Below are 18048 nucleotides of genomic sequence, written 5' to 3'. Positions count from 1 at the left end.
ATCAATTTTGAACATTAAACTAATTATACGAGGAGAATAACATATGAGAGTACTACGTGTATTAGCCGGATTAGCTGCTGGAACTGCTGCTGGGCTTGCTGTCACTGCTTTTAATAAAAATGAGTCTAACGTGAATCAAACTGAATTCGACAACAGTACTCGTGAATTAAAGCAGTCTACTAATAATATTTCTAATTACGTGAATCAAATTAAAGTCGAATCTAAACAAGTTAAAACGATTGTAGATGAAGTTAAGACTTTAATCAGCGACTTTATGAAGGATATTAAACCGAATATTAATCATATTCAGGAAAATATTGAAGACTTGCAAAAACGTGGAGAAGTGATTACTGAAGTGATGCAAGAACCTACTAAGAGTCCAGCTAAAAGAAATATTACACCGTATACACCGAAAACGACAGCTATAGGTTATGGCAAACAAGAAACAATTCATCATCAGCAGTCATCTCAAGCAGCAGAAGAAACAACATCACAACAGCAAACAGATAAAGCTGAAACTAAATAGATAATTCCACATTCGGTCAAGCTATTATTGCTTTGACCGAATTTTTTAGCTCTTCTGAAACAACGCTCCCTCCCCTTTTTTCTGGATGATTTGTCACCTTTTCATTTTTTTACATATTTTTATAAATTTAAGGCTTGACTCTTTACATTTAAAGATAGATAATACGTAGGTATGTTATAAGAACGGTAAATAAAACCCTTTTTATATGACTATTGTGAGGAGGTATCGTTATGTTTTTATGTGCTCGCCGAATCGACATTAAAACAAGATTCGGATTACCGCGTATTATTTTTATGGCGATAGTTACAACGATTATTACATTTTTAGTTAGTTACGAAATTATGATTTACTTTTCGGATAAACAAATCACTGACCGTTACTTTTTCGTATTTTTATTAGTAGCCATCTTGCTTTATCCAATTCACAAATTAATTCATTTAATTATCTTAGCACCTTATTATAAACATTTCAGAAAGAAACGTTTGTCTAAACGTGCTTGGATTCCAATATATAATTTGTATGTGAATAATCCTATTAATAAATATTATTTCTGCATATGCTTAGTGTCGCCGCTTATTATCATTACAGCAGCTTGTATTTATTTAGGACAAGCCTTTCCGGAATATGGTCATTACTTCATGTTCTTGCTTGCTTTGAATGCTGGTTTCTCAGTAATGGATATCATGTATTTAAAACTGATTTTGTTTTCTAATGAAGGCAGATATATTGAAGAACATTGTACCGGCTTTAATATTTTGAATAAATATGAGGATACTACAGGCAGACACTTTAATTAATCATAGCCTAGGGGGCTGGAACATTTGTTGATGTTTCAGTCCCTTCATTTTATTAAAAACCAAACAAATTTTAGAGGTATTTTTCATGTCCCCCCTCTTTCCAAATCTTTCTTTTCCAGTAGTACTTTGGTTGTAGTGGGTATGAGATTGATTTGTATAAGCCGTATAGTATGGTATATTAACATTGTTATATTTTAAAGAAGGAGTTTAGAGATGAAATCATTTAAGAAAATTATGATTCCTGTAACAGCAAGCGCTGTATTGCTTGGCGCATGTGGAAATCATGCAACTGACTCGAAGGAAGATGTATTAATTTCTTCTAAGGCCGGAGATGTCAAAGTCGCAGATGTAATGAAAAAAATTGGTAATGAACAAATTGCGAATAGTTCGTTTGAAATTCTGCTTGGTAAGTTATTAGAGAAGAAATACTCTGATAAAGTGGATACTAAAGATATTGATCAGCAGATTAAAGATGAGCAAAAGCAATATGGTGGCAAAGACCAGTTTGAAAGTGCGTTAAAACAACAAGGTATGTCATTAAATGACTATAAAGAGCAGAAGAAACTTCAGGCTTATCAAAAACAATTGTTGATGGATAAAGTTAAAGTTTCGGATAAAGATTTAAAAGATGATACGAAAAAGGCTTCTCATATTCTAATTAAAGTTAAGTCTGATGATAAAGATAAAGAAGGCTTGAGTGATAAAGAAGCTAAGAAAAAAGCGGAAGAAATCCATAAAGAAGTTGAGAAAAATCCAGATAAATTCGGTGAAATTGCTAAGAAAGAGTCTATGGATAAAGCCAGCGCTAAGAAAGACGGCAGCTTAGGTTATGTTATTAAGGGTCAAATGGTGAAACCTTTTGATAAAGAATTGTTCAAGTTGAAAGATGGACAAATTTCTGATGTTGTGAAGACTGACTATGGTTATCATATCATTAAAGCTGATAAACCGACTGATTTCTCTTCTGAGCGCAGTAAATTGAAATCTCAAATTATCCAAAATAAAGTTCAAAAAGATCCGCAAATTCTAGTAGATGCTTATAAAGATTTACTTAAAGAATACAAAGTAGACTTTAAAGACAGAGATATTAAAAAAGCTGTGGACGATTCTATCTTAAATGCTGATAAATTGAAACAGCAATCTCAAGGCGGTGCTGAAGGTGGCGCTGAAGGCAGTTCTGGCGACGGCATTTCTACACCTTAATCTAACTTAAAATTAAAACTGGAACAACGAAAAACAGGAGTTGGAACACTATCAAGTTCCAACTCCTGTTTATTTAATATATACAGTCTAATCAAGATTTTCTGGATTATAGAATTGTCGATGTTCCATTGCGAATATTTTTTCAGTAAATTGGCCTTTACTTGTCTTTTTAAAGGCTTTATCAAACATATTCATTCGAGCATCGATATTATCGATATAGCATAGAATCTCCGCTTCTTTCAACATCGGTAATTTAGGCGAACCGTATTCCAACTTGCCGTGATGAGAAAGAATCATATGTTTCAACAACATCACTTCTTCCCCTTCAATTCCTAACTCTTCAGCAGTTTGTGACACTTCTTCGCTGGCTAACGATATGTGTCCAAGCAAATTACCTTCTACTGTGTAGGAAGTTGCCACTGGTCCGCTCAGTTCTTTAACTTTCCCAATATCATGCAAGATGACACCGCTATACAGTAAGCTGCGGTTTAATAATGGGTAGATATCACATAAACTTTTAGCGATTTTCAACATAGTAAGCACGTGATAGCTCAAGCCGCTCGCGAAGTTATGATGGATTGAACTTGCTGCTGGATATACAAAGAACGCGTTGTTATATTTCTTCAATAAATGTCTTGTAATTCTTTGTAATTTGCTATTTTCAATATCCAATAAGAAATAATCAATCTGCTCTTTGATTTCATCTGGTGTTAAAGGTGCACCATCTATAAAATCTTTAGCTGCTAAATTATCTGCAGGTTCAGCAAGTTTAAACTGATTGACTTTCATTTGTTTGCGACCTCGGTAATTAATTACATCACCTTTCGCACGAATGATAGTTTCAGGTTTCAGCACTTCCATATCTTGCTTGGACACTGTCCAAAGTTTCGCTTCTATTTCACCGCTTTTATCTTGCAAAAACAATGTCATGTAGTCTTTACCTTGTGCTGTAACGCCTTGTGTTGCTCGGTGAATCAAGAAGAAATGATCGACTGAGTCGCCGGGTTGAAGCTTTTCAACATTTCTCATTTTTTGCCTCCTTCTTCTAATTTTTCTAGGATTACTTTTTGTTTAGTTGGTATAAAGTTATCTTTAGTACATGTAAAGTACAATACTTGATAAGTTTGTGCCATTTCTTTGAGATATTCCATCATAGCAGTTTTACGTTGTTTATCAAAATGAACAAACGCATCATCTATAATAATCGGCATTGAATAATAAGGTCGCAGAATTTTAATCAGACTCAAGCGTAACGCAATATATAAGAGTTCTTTTGTAGATTGACTGATTTCACTTGGTTGATACATTTGACCATTTTCATGTTTCACCATGACATTATCATTAGTATAGGTAACTTGTGTATAACGTCCTTGTGTCAAACGGCTGAAAATGCTTGTCGCTTCATCAATCACTTGTGGTAGACGTTTATCCTTGATTTGTTGAATATGAGCATCTACTAAGGATTCTAGATAGCTGAGACTCGCCCAATCTTTCGCATTTTCGTTAAATTGATTTTTCAGCATATGATAACGATGTCTTAACTGAGTTAAAGTTTCATCTGTTTCCATATGTTTGATTTGTGCATTTAAGTCACTTACTTCGCTTTGCAAAGTTAAGAATTGTTGGTTATAGTCATCAACTTGTTGTGCAAGCAAGTTATTTTCATCTTCTAATTGTACTTGTGTTTTTTCGCTTAATTTCGAAGCATCATCATACATAAAGTTTTGATTTTCCAAATACTTGTTTAAATCATGATAACGCGCATGGTTGCTGCGATATGTTTGATAACGTTGATGATAGCGATAATAAGCTTCTTCATTATCAACTTTAACATGATTAAACAACTTTTCAATCAGCGCTGTATTTTCACCTAAACGTGTCTGTAGTTGATTTAATTCATTTGAAAGTAAATCAATATTCTCTTTATTACGTGCCCATTTAGCATGATTTTCTTCTGCTTGATTTAACCAACGTCTGACATCATGAAATAGTGACAGCTGATTATAGTCTGTTACTTGATTTTCAGTTACACGCTTCGCATGTGCATAAAAAGATTCAATTTCACTATTCAAGTTGTGTTGTTGCTGTTTCAATTCTTCTATATGATGTGTTAATGTTTGAACACGTTCAATTGTTTTAATAGCATCTAAAATTAAGCTGTCTGTCATCTTAGATGAAACATGTAAATCAGATTTGATTTCTAAAATATTATCTTCTAATTGCTGATATTTGATTTCGGCTTCGTCTAGTTTTTCTTGAGTTAAAGCAAGTTTATTATCCAACACTTCCCGTGTTTTATTAATATTATGATTTTGTTCACGTAAACGATGCTGCTCATCTAGATCAAAGTTTAAATCATATTTATTTTCAAGTTCAGCATTTTGCTTTTCTAATTGTGCTATTTCTGAAGTAAAGGCTTCACTATGACCAACTTCAGTTGATTTCACCATCACAGCGCCAATAATAAAACCTATAGCTGCAATCGCAAAGATAATTGCAAACACCATAGTTTGAGTCACAAAAGAAAAGACTGCTAAGCCTGCACCGATAAGAGCTAAGATGGCAAAAGTGATACGTAGCATTTTCTGTTTACGATCTCTCTCTTGTTGCTCAATATCAAAAGCATCTTTCATTTTTTGGTATAAATTCTTTTTCTCTTTGAGTTCAAATGCCTGTTGATTATATTGCTTTTTCTTTTCAAATACTTCATCAGGAACTAAGGCGTTTTTCACTACTTCTTGCTCTTCTTGAACATTTGCTTGCTCAATCTCTTGTTCTTCTAAAGTACGTTTAAGTTGAGTAATATATGAGGCTTGTTCGTTTTTCTCTGCGATTTGATGACTAGCATAGCTTTTTACACTTTCAGAAACATCCACATCTGCATGAAATTCTTTCCACCCGATATTGGATTTTAAACTTTGCACTTCACGCTCTTTATCATTTATTTCTTTATTAATACTTTTTAAGTCATTTTCTTGTTGTCTTACTGCGTTTTCTTGTTTCGCAATTTGGTTCAGAGCATCTATGTCCGTAGTTTTAGGAACGTCAATTTGTTCGTTTTCACTCTTTAGTTGATTTAATTTTTCTTGACGCAAACCAATATCTTTCTTCAATTGATCGCTTTGTTGTTTTGAAGTCTCATATCTTTCAATTCCTTGTTCAGGAAAATCAAGCGGTTCTATATTCAATTCATGTTCGAGTGCTTTCCATTCTTGTGACTGATCATGCAAAGCGAGCTCCTTTTGTTTGGCTTCATGCATTTTAGAAAGCTGAAGTAAATTTTGATGCAAATGATTCAAGCGACGCTCTGCTTTATCTTTATCATCTACGAGTCGATGATAAGATTCGAGATGACTTTCTTGTTCGCGAATTTGATTTTCCAGTTCATTTAATTGCTTGATTTGCTGATTGATGATCGGATTCTTCCCAGAGCGTTTATAGAGTTCGTTCTTACGTTCATCCAACTGTGTGCGCATAGTTGTAAATTGAGTGGAGCCTAGCGCACCTGCTTGCAATAAATATTCTTGCAATTGGTTTTCATCCATATTGCGGTTGATATTTTGCAGACCTAATACATCAAATGAATAGATGCCTTTGTAGGTAGATTTATCAATATAATTCAATTTCTTCTGCAGCCAAGCTTCATCACGAATGCCGCCGTTTTCTAAATAAACTTTAACATCACCTTGGGCTGCACCTTTTACACGTTCAACTTCAATTTCTTGGCCATCATCTAGAACTAAATAGAGTTTACCGCCATATTGATTCCCTAGTCTCGGTTCAAATCTCGGCTCGCTTTCACGCTTTGTGGGAAATCCAAATAATATTGAGTGAATAAATGCTTGGACTGTTGATTTACCCGCTTCATTTTCACCAAACACTTCTGTTAACGATGTATTAAACTGAATTTTTCTTTCGACGAATTTACCATAGCCATAAATATCTAATGCTTTGATTCTCACTGCTTCTCACCTCTTAAGTCCGACTTCAATAAAGATTCTGCACGATTTATTAATTGCGTTTTATCAAAATCATTGTAATTGTCTAGATATTTTGATGCCTTCGGATTAAGATACAAATCACTCATCGCGTTATCAAAAACTGTTTCATCATTTTTTAATTCAGTTGAAAATTCTTGTTCAATAGGTCGCGATTCGTCATCTTTATAAGTAACAATTAAATCTTCCACATAGATAAATTGAGTTTCGTTTTCTTCATATTCACGTATCATTTCTTCTACTTGCACAATATCTTGCGCAGCCACAGGTGCATCGCTATCAATTTCTAAATGAATACGGTAGAAAGCTTTCCCTTGGTTTCTAACACTGTCTTTAAATTTTTGAATCACTTCATAAATGCCTTGCTTTGAAGTCGCTTTGGTTTCAATTTTCACTTCGTCAAATCGAATATATTGGGTTGGAATAAATTTAACATCTAATTTCAATTCGTCGCCTTCTACAAGCAAGCAGCCCTTTTCTCCTTGTTCATTAAAGTGGCGGCCTTGAATGTTACCAGGATAATAGATTGGAGGCATATCACTTAATTGCGAACGTTCATGAATATGACCCAAAGCCCAATAGTGATACAACTTTGTATTCAAATCCTCTAAGAGAAACTCTGTATAACGGTGATTGTCTGATGATTTGCTATATGTACCATGTAATACACCAATATGCAGTCCTTTTTCTCCTTGACTGGACGGGTATTCATCTAATTTATTTTCATAGCTTTCATCATTTTGATAACTGAAACCATGTAACAGTATTTTCTCTCCATGCTTCGTAATCGTTTGATATGTTTCTACATTTTTATTAAAAACAGAAACATTAGTCGGCCATTCAGAAGTAATCATTTCAGACAAAGGATCATGGTTTCCATGACAGAGATACACAAATATTTGTTCTTTTTCTAATCTTTTAAATTGTTCTTTTAAAAAGACTTCTGCTCTTAATGAACGATTTTCTTTATCAAATAAATCGCCGGCAATAACAATAAAATCGACTTCTTCACGCAAAGCATAGTCGATAATTGATTTAAAACTTTCGTATGTACTTTTTTTAACATCTTCATAAATATTAGGACTTAAATGATTATGTGATTTGAACGGACTATCTAAATGCAAGTCTGCACAATGAATAAATTTCACCATATATCGGAAGACTCCTTTTTGAGATAAAACTCTTATTTTTTTACAGAACTTTTATGTAAGAACCGATAAATTGAGTATAAAAGTATCACTTCATTTTACCATATTTCGAACTCTGTCGTCTAAAGAACATTACCTGTAAAATACCATAAAAAAACTGCTGAATATCACTATTCAGCAGTTTTGATACAACCTAATTGTCAGAATTAGTCAGCATAAACTTCGTCTAATGGTTTAACAATAATTTGGTTGATTTCTTGGAATACTTGGCTCATTTGTTGTTCTGCAGCCATTAATTCTGCAATGTTTTCGTCTTTTTCAATTGCTTGAGCTTGTTCTTGGGCTTTTTTCAAATCTTCTTCTTCGATTTGTTCGCCTTGCATTTGCATTTGTTGGAATTTCAATTGAGTTTCACGGAACTCATCGAATAATTTTTTAGATTCTTCATGCGCTTTAACTTTGTCGTAAGCATCTTTGATTGCTTTGTATTCTTCGCTGTTTCTTAACGCTTCTTCTAATTTGTGTGCATGATCATGTAAATTTACTGCCATTTAAATTCACTCCTCTTAATATTTGTGTAACTACGCCGTCATTACAATAACATAAATAAAGACCGGTGTCGAAACATTTAGTCATTGCTCAATCGCCGCTTAATTCTTGCATCTATATTTGTAACTAACTCTACCTTTTATTACATTCCTTAATTTACGAACTTTAAACAAATAATGCAATAATCCCTTGGAAACAACCAATAATTCCGCCTAATAAGAATCCAAGCAACATAATTAATTTCAATTCTTTATTAGCTATTTCAATAATCAAACTTTCGATATAATCTAAATCAAATGAATTAATTTGTTCTTCAACAATACCGCTTAAGTTAACTTGTTGCATAATTGCAGAAAGGTGCTCAGCTGCTTTCTCTACAATAAGGTTCGTAGTCCAGCTCGCTGCGTGTTGCTCAACATACTCCATTAAGTTTGGTGCTAATTCTTTTAACGGTTGATGAACACGCCCTGAAATATCAGCATAAGATAAAATCAACGGAGTAAACTTATCTTTAATATTGTTGTATTGTTCTGAGTCGATAACTTCGCCGAAAGGTTTGTTTTTCAAGGTTTCATATTCATTACTAATCAGTTGGGCCGCAATTTTACGTGCTTTCGGGTGGTTGGTTAAACGAATCAATTCCAGCTGAATACGTTCTGCGATACTTTCTTTTGTCATAAACATCTGTAGTAAGCCGACTATCTTACCTTTTTCAGTGAAAAATGTATCTAACATATTATAGATGTCTTGCTCCCCTTTTGCTGAGGACAAATAAATACGTGCGCGATCACAAAGCAACGGGGTAAGCGCTTCTACCTTTTCATCTAATTCTGCTTCTAATTCTTTAGGAATTAAATGCTTCAACGCTTCTTGTTGATGCTCGCTATAATATTGACTTAATTTATTATCAATAACCGTGCGTAACTTATCTTCAGCGGTTTGAGCTAAATCAATATCAAAATAGCGGGCAAAATTTTGCAATGTTGCATCGTCACTTTTCAATTTCTGTATTTGCTGTGAAATAAAATTCTCAATCGCTTGGCGTGCACTTAATGAACTGATTTTTTCTTTGATTAACGATTCAGTGATTAAATGCTCTTCAATTACATTCCCGATTTTATAGGCAATTTCTTCTCTGCGTTTAGGTACTAAACCTGGAGTAAATGGTATGCGCCATTTACCGATATGGTAAGCGCGCTGTGGATGAAACAACATCTTAATTGCAATAATATTAGTCACTCCACCGATTAACGCACCAATGACAATCATAAATAATATCACTAATAAAGCGTGCATTTTGGTATCTCCTTTTATTTAACACTCGTGCAATGTATTTTACAGTATTTTTGAATTTAAGACTAATTTTAAAATCGTAAAAAAAGATTGATGACCTTCTGCAGTCACCAATCTTTTTATTACTCATCTATAGTTTAAGTATATTAATCTCATTAAGAGATTCCGTTTTCACTTATGTCCTACCAAGTTTTAAGCATGTACTAATTCATCTTTAGAAATTCTTCCAAAGTAAGTTTCAGCTTCTCTTAACTTAGATGTACCGAAAATAGGTTGTTTATCTTGATTCAAGACGCGGTAGATTTCACTTACTTTATTTCCTTGTAAGATATAACCGTTGCGAGAGTCTTTTGTATCCCAGTAGATGTCGCTAGTAGTTGGGTGCTTAGGATACGCACAATGATTTCTTGAAATTGTTTGTACTATTTCTAATGGATCACAACCGAATGTGCTGTTCAAAACATCTGAATCTCTGAATAAAGCACAAATTGAAACACAAGTTGTCCAGTTCGGCAACACACGTTCTTTTTCAATTTGAACAAGTGTTTTCTTTGATAAGCCGATTGTTTGAGCCATTGTATCTTGTGTATAACCTGCTTCTATTCTAACCATCTTGAACTTTGTTTGAATTAAATCTGTAAAACTTTGTCTATCCATTATCTTATCTACCTTTCTATTGTGAAATTTCACCGGACACAAGAAATTGCAATTATACACATTTCTTGAAACACAAATTACATCTTAATACAAAATCAACAAAATTAAAAGAGTGAAAATGTAATTTTTAACGTATTTCATTAAAGCCGAAATTGTCTAAATTATCAAACATAATCACTACATTAAGAGTTGCATTTGCAATTGCCGGTGTTTCCAAACATTTTATTTATTTTTTATCGTTAAAGGGGTAAGGCTTCATACTCTATTATGGCGAATCTGTATGTTTTTTCAAGTCATTTTTTTATTTTAAGTTAATTTTACCTTAAAAAGAAACTTTTAAACCCAAGTAAGTGATTAACTCAAAAAAAGAGCGGGGTAGAAATAATAATTTAAATTATTTCGTCGCCCACTCTCTTAATATTTAATTTGCTTTTTTAGCCAACTTTTTATCTTCTTGTTTAGAAATCATAAAGGCACAAGCTGCATCCCCTGTAATATTTACTGCAGTTCTGGTCATATCCAGCAATCTATCTATACCGATAATAATACCGATAGCTGCAGGGTTTAAATCTACCGCAGTCAGTACCATTGCCAGCATGATCAGTCCTACTCCTGGAACCCCTGCTGTACCAATACTTGCGATAACTGCAATAACAATAACAGTTAAAATTTGAACAATTGTAAGATTCGCTCCTGAAATTTGAGCAATAAAGATAGTAGCCACACCTTGCATGATTGCTGTGCCATCCATATTAATCGTTGCACCTAAAGGTTGAACAAACGAAGCGATTTCTGGCCGTACGCCCATTTTTTTCGTACATTCCATAGAGACAGGCAGTGCCGCATTTGAACTTGAACCGCCGAAACCAATTGTAATAGCTGGAATGAACCCTTTAAAGAATTTAATAGGACTATCTTTAGCTATGAATTTGATGGTTCCACCATAAATGAGGAAGAAATGTAAAATTAGCGCTATCAGTACGACTATGAAATACAAACCTAACTGTTTAATAGCACCAAATCCAGCTCCAGTAAATGCATGTGCAACTAAACAGAACGTTCCTATTGGCGCAAACACTGTCATTATCATTGAAATAATATACATCAGAACGTCATTAAATTGTTCAAAGAATTGTCGAACAATTAGTGCCTTTTCCCCTATTACCATAATTCCAATTCCAATAAAAATTGAGAACGTAATGACTTGAAGCATATTACCTTGTGTCATTGCTTCAAGCGGATTTTTCGGGAAGAGGTTAATCAAGGTCTGATCGAACGTTTGCTTGGCAGGTGCCTCTGTTCCTTCATTTTGTTTATCTAATGTTTTTTGATAGGAAGCTACATCTGCGCTTTTTAATAAATCTGAATGACCAGCGCCAGGTTTGATAGCTAACGCTAGGAGAATAGCGATTGTGATAGCAATGGCCGTGGTGCACAAGAAGTAGACCAGTGTCTTTAAACCAATTCCTCCTAATAATTTCGGATCACCGACTCCCACTACCCCTAAGACGATTGATACAAATACAACAGGTACGACGAGCATAAAGATTAAATTTAAGAAGATTTGACCCACAGTATTAAAGAAATATTGGTCAACAAACTTTACCGTATTTGATTGCGCAAAAATATCACAAATAGAACCAATTACAATACCTAAAATCAGTGCAACCACAATGTTTATTGTTAAATGTTTACTTTTCATTTTGCATACCCCCTGATCCCTTTACATCTATTATAATCAGATTTTTCAGAAAAAGGAAATATTATTTTAATTGTGATGATTTTCACTAAAAATAAATAGTGGTGAAATCGCTGTCAATTAAGCTTTTCACCACTATAAAATAATATTAAATTAATTTATTTTCCATTGCATAAATAGCTGCTTGTGTTCTATCTGTGACTTGTAATTTTGAAAAGATATGACTGACATGCGTTTTTACTGTTTTTTCAGATACAAAGAGTGTTTCAGCAATTTCTTTGTTTGTCTTACCTTTAGCCATTTCTTTTAAAACCTCGGTCTCTCGGTTTGAAAGTTTATTTATATAATGCGGTTTTTTAGCCACATCATCGATTACTTTTTGTATTTCCGGATGAATCATTTTAGATCCTTGCAATACCTTATGTATTGATTGAATAAGCGCATCAGGTTCAACATCTTTCATCTCATAACCATCTGCCCCTTTATTAATTGCTGAGATGACATGTTCATCGTCTGCATAGCTTGTGAGAACTAATATTTTAATAGACGGATATTCTTTTTTTAATTTTTCAGTGACTTCGATTCCATTCATTTCCGGCATTACTAAGTCTAGTAAGACAACATCAGGAAGCTGTTGTGCGGACTCTAACGCTTCAAAGAATTCTTTTCCGTTTGAAAAACTTCCATCCACGGATAAATCATCAATGGTGGAGATTAAAAATTCTAATCCTTGCCGGACAATATAATGATCATCTACTAAAGTGACACGATACGTCATCATTCATGCTCCTTATCTCTACTGGTAACTGGTATTTGTAATTGTATGCTTGTACCTTGATTAATTATAGAATTTATTTCAATCTGTCCATGTATTTGTTTAATACGTTGTTTCATATTATGAATACCATGTGAAGTTTCACCGATTAAGTCAGAGTTAAATCCTTTTCCTTCATCCGCAATGGTTACGTTAAAATGATGTTCAGTTTGCGTCAAGCTGAGACGAACTTGGTGAGTATTGGTGTGCTTTTTAATATTATTTACCGCTTCTTGCACAATTCTATACACATGTTCTTCAATACTGCTGGACAAATCAATTAAACCCTCTACTTGTATTTCAGGTTCGATGCCAATCAACTCACAATAACGTTTAATGGCATTTACAAGTCCATGTTCCAGACCTACAGGCTTTAATTGCCATATCAAGGCACGCATTTCATTCACCGCTTGCTGACTGGTCGTTTCAATGGTTTGAAAAGCTTTTTTAGACACTGGTTCTTTAGTCATACCATATGCCGCATGAGCAGTCAGTTTTAATGAAAAAAGCATTTGGTTGACCGAATCATGTAAGTCGCGTGCTAAGCGATTACGTTCGTTAAGTCTGGCAGCTTCTTTCTCTTGGTTCGTAAGCTCGATACGCTTAATCGTTGAACCTATTTGAAAGGCTACAGATTCTAACAACTCTAAATCTTCTTCTGAATATTTTACTGTCTTAGGAGAAGCTACATTCAATAACCCGAACTTTTCAGATCCTGAGCGCAGCGGCACCGTAGCATGATGCGTAATATCTGCAGATTCGTCCTGATACTTCTGATTAGCCGCACTGATTCTGGAACAATGAATAATGTTCGAAGCTTTGGTCAATCGCTCGCTATTATAGGCTTGTACACACCAACAAGTCCCTTCGTTCATATTCTTGCAATCTTCTTTCATTAAAGATGGCGGAAGATGATAATCTGCTACCATTTCTTGAATGCCGTCCTCATTAATAAAGAAAATCCAACCTGTAGAAAATGAACTGCCTTCAATCAAACGCTTTAAAGCACCGTGCATCATGGCATAAATTTCAGTTTCTTCATTCAAATATTCAGCTATTTCTTTTAATAAAGCTAAGCGTGTAGGTTGGACCATGCGTACACTCCTTATCATCAATACTTTACTTTATTATACATTCTCATCACAATGAACGATAGCATTCTACTTATTTCCAAGCGTTTTTATGCCCTAATTATGTTATGATTAGTATTAATGATTGAGGGAGGAGTAGGACAGTTACTAAAAATATAATCAAACGTTTATAGACATACCCAAACCTATTTATAATTGAATTGAGGCGACAATCATGTATAAGACTAAAGAAATAAATGGAAAATTAGGAAGTGCAGTTTCCTACCCATCTAATCGTATATATATAGCATACAGTCGGACTACGAACCCATCGCAACCTATTACATTACAAAATCAATTGGAAGTTTTAACACAACACCGTAACTATCCTTGTTTTTAGCGGTTGTATCTATGGTTTTGGTCCATTGAAAAAAGAGGGTGGCAGAATATGCTGAGAGCATATAAAACCGAAATCAATCCTTCTTTTGAACAACGTCAGACCATCAACCAAACCATCGGCACATGCTGTTGGATTTACAATAAATTTATCGAAACTAACCAAAATTTCCATAAAACGGGACAATCATACATGAACGGTTTTGCCTTCAGCAAATGGATGAACAATGTATATCTTCCAAGTCATCCGGATAAACATTGGATTAAACAAAGTGCCAGCAAAGCTGTCAAACAATCTATTATGAATGCACATCGTGCTTATCAGACGTTTTTCAAAAAACAAAAAGGTTATCCGAAGTTCAATAAGAAATCGGGTGTCGGAAGCTATTATTTGATCGGTACCATTCATATACAACGACATCGAATCCAATTGCCGAAGCTGGGATGGATTAAATTAAAAGAAAAAGGATACATTCCCACAAATAATATAAAATCTGCCACCATTGTTAAAGAATATGACAGATATTATGTGTCGGTATTAGTTGATCAACCGCCTCCCCCTATTTTCAAACCGAAACAGACAGAGGGAATCGGTATTGATCTAGGGTTGAAAGAAGCTGTATTCACACCCTCCGGTGTAAAAATCAGAAGCTTCAAAACGAATCAAATTATCATCAAACTTGATAAATCTTTGAAACGACAGCAGCGAAAATTATCCAGAAAGAAAAAAGGTTCTCGCAATTGGTATAAACAGTTGTTGAAAGTACAAAGATTATATAAACGTATTAAAAATATTAAAAAAGATATCAAACGCAAAGGCATACTCTCTATTGTTCGCACCAATCCGCAATTTATTACCGTTGAAAATTTGAACATCAAAGGCATGATGAGAAACAAAAGATTGGCCAATAGTTTTCAACAGATTGGATTGGGTTATATCATTGAATGGTTGAAAATCAAATGTCGAGATTATGGTATTGAATTACGCCAAGTCGACAGATTTTATCCATCCAGTCAAATATGTTCTGATTGCGATCACATACAACCTATGCCTTTGAATCAAAGAAAGTATTATTGTAATCATTGCGGAATGAAGAAGGACAGAGATATCAATGCCAGTATAAATTTGAAACAAGCAACAGATTACACCGTGATAGTGTAATAAAACAATGAAAGGAAAACTACTAAAAGGTTATCACACAATTTAAATGTATAGATAAAGTTTCAAACTACGGTGGGCTACATCGGAAGTAACGCTCTGGGAGAGGTTCATAGACCTGATTTCAAATGAAATCAACCTCAGTGAAAAGAGAAATTCTCTAATGACGTTTGAATATGTTTTTAGTAGCAGGAAACTATGGAATTTAAAGTACCTGAACAATATAATGATTATTCTTTAAGAGAAATTTTTCAAGATGTTAAATTACCGAAAAAAGAATTGCATCAACTGAATATGTCTAAAGAAATTAAAATTAATAATAACGAAGCTAAATTAACGGATAAAGTGCATAAAGATGATCTTGTTTTCATTCCGACTCCTGATGAAAAAAGCAATTATTTGCCAAGTTACCGTTATGCTGAAGTGTTTTATGAAGATAATGATCTTGCCATTATTAAGAAACCTAAAGGTGTCAAAACCCATCCTAATGACTTAAAAGAAAGTAATACCTTGATGAATCATGTGATTTACACTCTCGACAGCGACTATGCTGAACCGATTCATCGTTTGGACCAAGAAACTGTCGGCTTGTTGATAGTTGCTAAAAATCCATTGATGAAAAAATTACTCGATCGGATGTTGGAAGAGAACCAAATTTCTAGAATTTACAAAGCACGTGTTAAAAGCCAACTACCGTTGAAGCCTCAAACGATTGATCAACCTATAGGCAAAGATAAATTTCACGCTAATCGCAGACGTGTTTCGTCAACTGGTCAACGCGCAATCACTCATATTTTAGATTCTAAAATGATAAAAGAGAATGAATGTGAGCTAGATATTAAACTTGATACAGGACGCACACACCAGATTCGTGTACACTTGGCAGCGATTGGCCATCCTGTATTAGGAGATCCACTGTATGGTGATTCTAAATTAAGACAATTACAATTGCACAGTCACCAAATTGAATTCACACATCCGCTTACTAAAGAAAAAATTTCCGTTTCTTTAGATGATAAGTAAAAAGGGAGCAGAACAGAAATAACATAGTCTAAAATTATTTCGTTGTTCTGCCCCGGCAAGGCTAACTAGGATAGAAAAAAGCTTGGAACAAGCGCATTTTCTATTCAGATAGCTACTGCCAATTCAGAAAAAAAAGGGAGTCTTGGACAAAATAATATCCAAGACTCCCTTTAATGTATCCTATTCTTTAGGTTCAACCATGTTTTCCGGTTTGATCCATTCGTCAAATTGTTCTTCTGTTAAATAGCCAGAATCAATTGCAGATTGTTTCAATGTAATGCCTTTTTTATGTGCATTTTTAGCAATTGAAGCTGCTTTCTCATAACCGATATGTGGATTTAAAGCAGTGACTAACATCAGTGAACGATTTAAGTATTGATCAATATTTTCTTCAATAGGTTCAATACCTTGTGCACAGTTTTGATCAAATGTTCTCATTCCATCTGCTAAAAGATAAATAGATTGTAATGTATTATCCATAATGACTGGTTTGAATACATTCAATTCAAAGTTACCTTGTGAAGCAGCGATTCCGACAACTGTGTCGTTACCCATCACTTGTACAGCAACCATTGTCAACATTTCACATTGTGTCGGATTGACTTTACCTGGCATAATAGATGAACCTGGTTCGTTTTCTGGAATGCTGATTTCTGCAAGCCCAGCACGTGGACCAGAAGCTAACCAACGTACATCATTGCCAATTTTCATTAAGTCAGCAGCAAGTGCTTTTAATGAACCATGTAATTGCACAACTTCATCATGTGAAGTTAATGCGTGGAATTTGTTTTCTGAAGAAACAAATGGATAACCTGTATTTTCTTTGATTTTTTCAGCAACACGATCACCGAATTCAGGATGCGCATTAATACCTGTCCCTACTGCAGTTCCGCCGATTGCTAAATTTAATAAATGTGCTTTGGATTCTTTTAATAATTCATCACATTTATCTAACATATAGCGCCATCCGCTGATTTCTTGGCCTAAACGAATCGGTGTCGCATCTTGCAAGTGCGTACGTCCGATTTTGATGATATCGTGGAAGTCTTTTTCTTTTTTCTCAAAAGTATCGCGTAGTTGCTTCAATGCTGGCTCAAGATTTGATTCAATTTCATGATACAAAGCAACGTGCATTGCTGTTGGGAAAGTATCGTTTGAACTTTGAGATTTATTCACATCATCATTTGGATGTACAGTTTCGTCACTGCCGTGTTTTTTCAAATAGTCATTCGCAACGTAACTTACAACTTCATTCACGTTCATATTGCTTTGTGTACCGCTTCCTGTTTGCCATACAACTAACGGGAAGTGTTCATCTAATTCCCCTTTAATTACTCGGTCACATGCAAATACAATCGCATCTTTTTTTGCTTCGCTAAGTTTGCCTAAATCAAAATTGGCTAAAGCTGCTGCGCGTTTTAATTGTGCAAATCCATAAACAACCTCAATAGGCATACGTTCTTTACCTACTGGGAAATTACGTTTGCTTCGTTCTGTTTGTGCACCCCAGAATTTATCTCCAGGTACTTCAATTTCTCCAAAAGTATCATGTTCAATTCTTACTGACATTTGACTTTTCTCCCCTTTATGAGTGGTGTTTAACCTCAGTATAGCATTAAATTATTTTAAATAAAATCTCTATTGCGTTAACGCTTTCATATATGGTTCAAAATGCTCTGAAAATTGCATTTTGTAACAAAAAACTGAGCCGAAACC

The 18048-nt window shown here is 34.4% G+C and carries 15 protein-coding genes; 5 read left to right on the top strand and 10 right to left on the bottom strand.

Translation table 11 applies throughout. The features are described 5' to 3' along the window. Nucleotides 1-43: 43 nt before the first annotated feature. The 3 genes from CKV71_RS05525 (at nucleotide 44) to prsA (ending at nucleotide 2526) form a co-directional block, all read left to right on the top strand. A complete protein-coding gene (locus CKV71_RS05525) occupies nucleotides 44-526 on the top strand; it encodes a hypothetical protein (protein WP_095104602.1) in 483 nt (160 codons plus the stop codon). Nucleotides 527-756: 230 nt separating this feature from the next. Continuing rightward, nucleotides 757-1323 carry a DUF3267 domain-containing protein gene (locus CKV71_RS05520; protein ID WP_095104600.1) on the top strand — a complete coding sequence of 189 codons (567 nt, stop codon included), beginning with the start codon at nucleotides 757-759 and terminating at the stop codon, nucleotides 1321-1323. Nucleotides 1324-1536: 213 nt separating this feature from the next. Next, nucleotides 1537-2526, top strand: coding sequence for a peptidylprolyl isomerase PrsA (prsA, locus tag CKV71_RS05515; RefSeq protein ID WP_095104598.1), 990 nt, complete (start codon nucleotides 1537-1539; stop codon nucleotides 2524-2526). Nucleotides 2527-2613: 87 nt separating this feature from the next. Here prsA and yhaM read toward each other — a convergent pair whose 3' ends face one another. The 9 genes from yhaM to CKV71_RS05470 form a co-directional block, all read right to left on the bottom strand. Then, nucleotides 2614-3555, bottom strand: a complete 942-nt coding sequence (gene yhaM, locus CKV71_RS05510) for a 3'-5' exoribonuclease YhaM (protein ID WP_095104596.1) — start codon at nucleotides 3553-3555, stop codon at nucleotides 2614-2616. Further along, a complete protein-coding gene (locus tag CKV71_RS05505) occupies nucleotides 3552-6488 on the bottom strand; it encodes an ATP-binding protein (RefSeq protein ID WP_095104594.1) in 2937 nt (978 codons plus the stop codon). Before CKV71_RS05505 ends, yhaM begins: the two co-directional genes overlap by 4 nt. Continuing rightward, a complete protein-coding gene (locus CKV71_RS05500) occupies nucleotides 6485-7675 on the bottom strand; it encodes a metallophosphoesterase family protein (protein ID WP_095104592.1) in 1191 nt (396 codons plus the stop codon). Before CKV71_RS05500 ends, CKV71_RS05505 begins: the two co-directional genes overlap by 4 nt. A gap of 203 nt (nucleotides 7676-7878) precedes the next feature. Then, nucleotides 7879-8223, bottom strand: a complete 345-nt coding sequence (locus CKV71_RS05495; protein ID WP_095104590.1) for a YlbF/YmcA family competence regulator — start codon at nucleotides 8221-8223, stop codon at nucleotides 7879-7881. Nucleotides 8224-8386: 163 nt separating this feature from the next. After that, entirely contained in the window at nucleotides 8387-9517 is a 1131-nt protein-coding gene (locus tag CKV71_RS05490) for a DUF445 domain-containing protein (RefSeq protein WP_095104588.1), read from the bottom strand. A 189-nt stretch (nucleotides 9518-9706) separates the two neighbouring features. Then, nucleotides 9707-10171: an XRE family transcriptional regulator XdrA gene (gene xdrA / locus CKV71_RS05485; RefSeq protein WP_095104586.1), complete on the bottom strand. Its 465-nt coding sequence runs from the start codon at nucleotides 10169-10171 to the stop codon at nucleotides 9707-9709. A 421-nt stretch (nucleotides 10172-10592) separates the two neighbouring features. After that, nucleotides 10593-11873: a dicarboxylate/amino acid:cation symporter gene (locus CKV71_RS05480; RefSeq protein WP_095104584.1), complete on the bottom strand. Its 1281-nt coding sequence runs from the start codon at nucleotides 11871-11873 to the stop codon at nucleotides 10593-10595. Nucleotides 11874-12018: 145 nt separating this feature from the next. After that, the gene (locus CKV71_RS05475; protein WP_095104582.1) at nucleotides 12019-12648 is read right to left on the bottom strand and encodes a response regulator; all 630 of its coding nucleotides are present in this window, start codon (nucleotides 12646-12648) and stop codon (nucleotides 12019-12021) included. Then, nucleotides 12648-13778, bottom strand: a complete 1131-nt coding sequence (locus CKV71_RS05470; RefSeq protein ID WP_095104580.1) for a GAF domain-containing sensor histidine kinase — start codon at nucleotides 13776-13778, stop codon at nucleotides 12648-12650. Before CKV71_RS05470 ends, CKV71_RS05475 begins: the two co-directional genes overlap by 1 nt. A gap of 424 nt (nucleotides 13779-14202) precedes the next feature. Between CKV71_RS05470 and CKV71_RS05465 the strand changes: the two genes are divergently transcribed. Further along, nucleotides 14203-15312, top strand: coding sequence for an RNA-guided endonuclease InsQ/TnpB family protein (locus CKV71_RS05465; protein ID WP_095104578.1), 1110 nt, complete (start codon nucleotides 14203-14205; stop codon nucleotides 15310-15312). A 195-nt stretch (nucleotides 15313-15507) separates the two neighbouring features. Continuing rightward, nucleotides 15508-16332 carry an RluA family pseudouridine synthase gene (locus CKV71_RS05460; RefSeq protein WP_095104576.1) on the top strand — a complete coding sequence of 275 codons (825 nt, stop codon included), beginning with the start codon at nucleotides 15508-15510 and terminating at the stop codon, nucleotides 16330-16332. A 180-nt stretch (nucleotides 16333-16512) separates the two neighbouring features. On the opposite strand, the gene fumC is transcribed toward CKV71_RS05460, so the two are convergent. After that, on the bottom strand, nucleotides 16513-17901 hold the full coding sequence (gene fumC / locus CKV71_RS05455) for a class II fumarate hydratase (protein WP_095104574.1): 1389 nt from the start codon (nucleotides 17899-17901) through the stop codon (nucleotides 16513-16515). Nucleotides 17902-18048 lie beyond the last annotated feature (147 nt).

It is taken from the genome of Staphylococcus piscifermentans (genome assembly GCF_900186985.1).
Lineage (GTDB): Bacteria > Bacillota > Bacilli > Staphylococcales > Staphylococcaceae > Staphylococcus > Staphylococcus piscifermentans.
This window is presented reverse-complemented; position numbering and strand designations above follow the sequence as displayed.